Origin of the sequence: Daejeonella sp. (assembly GCF_049655485.1) — a bacterium.
In the GTDB taxonomy this organism is placed as follows: domain Bacteria; phylum Bacteroidota; class Bacteroidia; order Sphingobacteriales; family Sphingobacteriaceae; genus Daejeonella.
Genome location: NZ_JBASJU010000099.1, coordinates 1 through 2,341 on the forward strand (window position 1 = coordinate 1; position 2,341 = coordinate 2,341).

A 2,341-nucleotide genomic window follows, 5' to 3' on the forward strand; every position below is an offset into this window, starting at 1 on the left:
GAAGCAAAAAAAGAAAAACGTGTTAAGATGTGGACAACGCTACGCGTTCCCCACATCTTAACACGACAACAACAATAAATGTATTTATCTTTATAAAAAAACTGTCAACCTAATTCAGGACGAGTCAACCATTCTTTGCGTCCTTTGCGAAAACCTTTGCGCCCTCTGCGGTAAATTAGCCTTTAGCTATTAATCAGTTTTTAGCGCAGCGCCTCAATATCATACTTTGCGGTAAAATTCGACAATTATGAAACCTACTTATTTAAACCCAAAGATCAACGGAAACAAAAACGTCACAATAATCGTCCACACCAAATAAACCGGCAGGTACCGTGCCATCACTTTCCCTACTCCACTGATATCGGATTTCTTCGCTATTACTCCAAAAAGCTGTACACTTACGAGAAGCAGGTTTATCAATATAAGAAAATTGGCTCCAAGAACTGCGCTGCGGTTAGGTGTGAATCCCATTTCAGAAATCCGGAATATGATAGCAGAAAGCGCTACGCCATTAACGATAATAGTTACGATGGATAAGAGAAGCAGCACCCACACCCCCGCCCGGCTTTTGCCAGACCCTGAAGTTTCCGCTACCGAAAAGAAGATGATAGCCATTACACCGATCAGGAGGGCATTAAATATCATCAGGAATTCTCTATCGTTATAAGGGTCTTTCCCTGAATATAACATCGCACCGAGGTAAATGACCAGCATGACCAGGACCAAAGGACTAAATATCTTTGCAATCACCGGTGAAACCCGGCCTACCAGTTGCGGATTAGTCTGGGTTAAATAGGTGCCTACAATTGGTATCGCGGCAAGCCCGAAAACGCCGATATTTTGAAAGTAAAATTCTTCAATATTAAAACCGATCAGCGAAAATAATCCTACTGTAATACCTGACATGAGCAGTCCTGATATCCCGATAAGGGCACAGATAACAACCAGGTCGCCATTGTATTTCAGGTAAAGAAGCCGCCTGGTCTCATTATTTCCCGCTTCCCCAACAAAAGCAAAGCCAAGGACTGCCCAGAGAAACAGAAGCAGGTGAATGCAGGATAGAACTAGTGTGTCCGTTTCCTTCCCCGGAAGGGAATTGATGAAGATCAAACCCACGAGAATGGCACCGGCAATAATGGCAATTTTCCCTGTTGAAAGCTTATTTCTCCAGGCAAAATATGCCGCCAGCAATGGAAAGGCGATAAAGCCGATATTCCGGGGATAGAAAAACTCTTCATCTAAAGCGAAAATCGCAGGCATCTTAGCGATAAAACCTGCTATGAAGGAAGCAACAATTACAAATACCAGCTCGTTGCGAGTGCCCCAGTTGATATCCTCCTTTTCAAAATTCAGGCGCTCATTCCAGTACTCAGCCAGAACATTTCCTTTAAGTTCAGGGTACAAAGATGTAAATTCCCGCTTGAAAGCAGATTTGTTAATCCGGTACATCTGTTCAAGAACACGCGGATCATTCTGATGGGCAATAATTTCGTCTTTCATTTCTTTATTTTAATACTTTAAAATTTGTCTATTAGTCTAAAGAGATTAATCCCACATCGTTCCAGCGAGTCCTAACACGATACCCATCCAGAGGCCAATGACATATATAATCAAGCTTAAGATTACAGCCACATTTCCGCTGATATTACCTCTCGCACGCAAACGGTCTAATACATGATATAATGCTCCGCCAGTTGCTCCTGCCAGTGGCGTAATAATGAGCGGCCGGATCATCCAGAATCTGCCCCATTCGGCAGGCGGGTTTTCTACTCCGAAAACAAATACTGAAATTGCCAGCAGAGCAAAACCTGCTCCCAGCAACATGGCGGCTGCTATCGGACCAGCTTCACTGATTGGTTTTTGTGGATTTTGTGTGTGTACCATTTTAATTTAGCTTTAATTTACTGATTTTTCTTGGTGTTTAGTTAAAGTACTTTGCGATGCAAAGCAATAGTGTAAAAAAATTTGCTCATGAAGTTTCTGTGATGAAGTGTTTCTGTATGTTTCTCATTATATAAAGTACTTTGAACTTCAAAGTAAAGAATAAAGATCGGGATGTGCAAATAAATTTTTAAACGAATTCAATCTCCACAAGGTTCTTACTGAACTGTTCGAACTCTCCCCAATTTTAGAAGCCTGCGTAAGGGAGGGCTATTTTGTTCCGGCTGCTCTCTTTGACTATGGTTTATAAGTAGTAAATTGATTTCGAATTACAGATGTGGAATTAAACTTGTCACAGTTTTTAAACCAGCAGCAAGTAAATCTCGTATCTGCATCAGAAACACCCCTACTTATGAAAATCCTCCTCACCGGTGTCACCGGCTACATTGCACAACGCCTG

The 2,341-nt window shown here is 41.8% G+C and carries 2 protein-coding genes; both read right to left on the minus strand.

The genetic code is table 11. The features are described from left to right. Window positions 1-258: 258 nt before the first annotated feature. Window positions 259-1,500: a hypothetical protein gene (locus tag WBJ10_RS03985; protein ID WP_424288258.1), complete on the minus strand. Its 1,242-nt coding sequence runs from the start codon at window positions 1,498-1,500 to the stop codon at window positions 259-261. Between the two features lie 45 nt (window positions 1,501-1,545). Further along, the gene (locus WBJ10_RS03990) at window positions 1,546-1,884 is read right to left on the minus strand and encodes a hypothetical protein (protein WP_424288259.1); all 339 of its coding nucleotides are present in this window, start codon (window positions 1,882-1,884) and stop codon (window positions 1,546-1,548) included. Window positions 1,885-2,341 lie beyond the last annotated feature (457 nt).

What these genes read in the sequence shown, in the direction of transcription:
- WBJ10_RS03985 (WP_424288258.1), bottom strand. Translation starts at nt 1,500, where the DNA reads ATGAAAGACGAAATTATTGCCCATCAGAATGATCCGCGTGTTCTTGAA.
- WBJ10_RS03990 (WP_424288259.1), bottom strand. Translation starts at nt 1,884, where the DNA reads ATGGTACACACACAAAATCCACAAAAACCAATCAGTGAAGCTGGTCCG.